The sequence below is a fragment of the Candidatus Darwinibacter acetoxidans genome (assembly GCF_041936445.1).
Taxonomy (GTDB): Bacteria; Bacillota; Limnochordia; order Darwinibacteriales; family Darwinibacteriaceae; genus DTU010.
Genome location: NZ_JBHGXH010000066.1, coordinates 1 through 1,109, shown reverse-complemented (window position 1 = coordinate 1,109; position 1,109 = coordinate 1). Strand labels below are relative to the sequence as shown.

Here is a 1,109-nt window from a genome sequence, read left to right as displayed (position 1 = left end):
GTGCAGCGAACAGGCGACCTATTGCAAGACTACCTGGAACAGGGCGGCTCCCTCGTCGAGCTGATGGACAAGGTCAGGCAGGCCCTTGAGAAAAGCGGCATCATGAAATTCGGCGAGGCGGAGGAAGAAGAGGGAAACGCGAAAGCGGGGGCATAGAAAGCTCCCGCTTCTCTGATCGGATCCCCGAACATGAAAAACTAGCCGCCGACATCGGCATCCTTCCCTGGGACTTCTGGCAGATGACCCCGGCGGAATTTTATCTCCGGATTGAATCCCACAACAAACGTGAAGAAAACGAACTTAGAAAGCTTGCATGGCAGACCGTTACCATCGTCAACCACTGGCGGAAGGAAGCAGACCATCTTACCGTTGACGACCTGCTGCCGAAAAAGAAAGAACCCAAACGTGAAATGACCGACGAGGAAATGGCACAAAACGCCTTGGCCTGGGCTATCGCTCTGGGTGCTGAGGACAGACGGGAGGTGCACTGATGGCTGAGAAAAAACTAATGGTCGTAATCGGCGCGAAAGCCGGAGAGTTCAACAAAGTGATGTCCGGCGTGCAACGCGACACCCGGCAGATCAGCAAAGCCTTCAAAGATGTCGGGCGCGACCTGCAGACCGCCGGTAAAGGCATGACCGCTGCCTTCACCGTCCCGATCCTGGCCGTGGGCGGCGCCGCCGTCAAGGCCTTCGGCGACTTCGAGCAGACCATGACGCAGTCAACCGCCATCATGGGCGACCTCTCCGACGAAATGCGAAAGGACATGGAACTGGCCGCCCGGGAGATCGGCAAGACCACAAAATTCGGCGCCACCGAAGCAGCAGAAGCCTTCGAGTTCCTCGCCCTGGCCGGTCTCGACGCCGAGCAGTCCATCGCCGCCCTGCCGCAGGTTGCAGCCTTCGCACAGGCTGGAAACTTCGACCTGGCGCGTGCGACTGACCTGGCGACTGACGCTCAGGCGGCCTTGGGCATGTCCTCAAAAAATGCACAGCAAAACTTGACCAACCTGACCCGCGTGACTGACGTTCTCACCCGGGCGGCAACCCTGGCGAACGCCAACACGGAGCAGTTCTCTGAATCGCTTACGGAAAAAGCCGGAACAGCAC

The 1,109-nt window shown here is 58.6% G+C and carries 2 protein-coding genes; both read left to right on the top strand.

From position 1 onward, the window contains the following. The first annotated feature begins 239 nt into the window (after positions 1-239). Positions 240-491 carry a hypothetical protein gene (locus ACE4YL_RS02450; protein WP_461369131.1) on the top strand — a complete coding sequence of 84 codons (252 nt, stop codon included), beginning with the start codon at positions 240-242 and terminating at the stop codon, positions 489-491. Beyond that, positions 491-1,109, top strand: a 619-nt coding sequence (locus ACE4YL_RS02445) for a phage tail tape measure protein (RefSeq protein WP_461369130.1), incomplete at its 3' end; no start/stop codon positions are given. The genes ACE4YL_RS02450 and ACE4YL_RS02445, both read left to right, overlap by 1 nt.

Excerpts from the sequence above, each read along its gene's own strand:
- ACE4YL_RS02450 (WP_461369131.1), top strand. The coding sequence starts at position 240 with ATGACCCCGGCGGAATTTTATCTCCGGATTGAATCCCACAACAAACGT.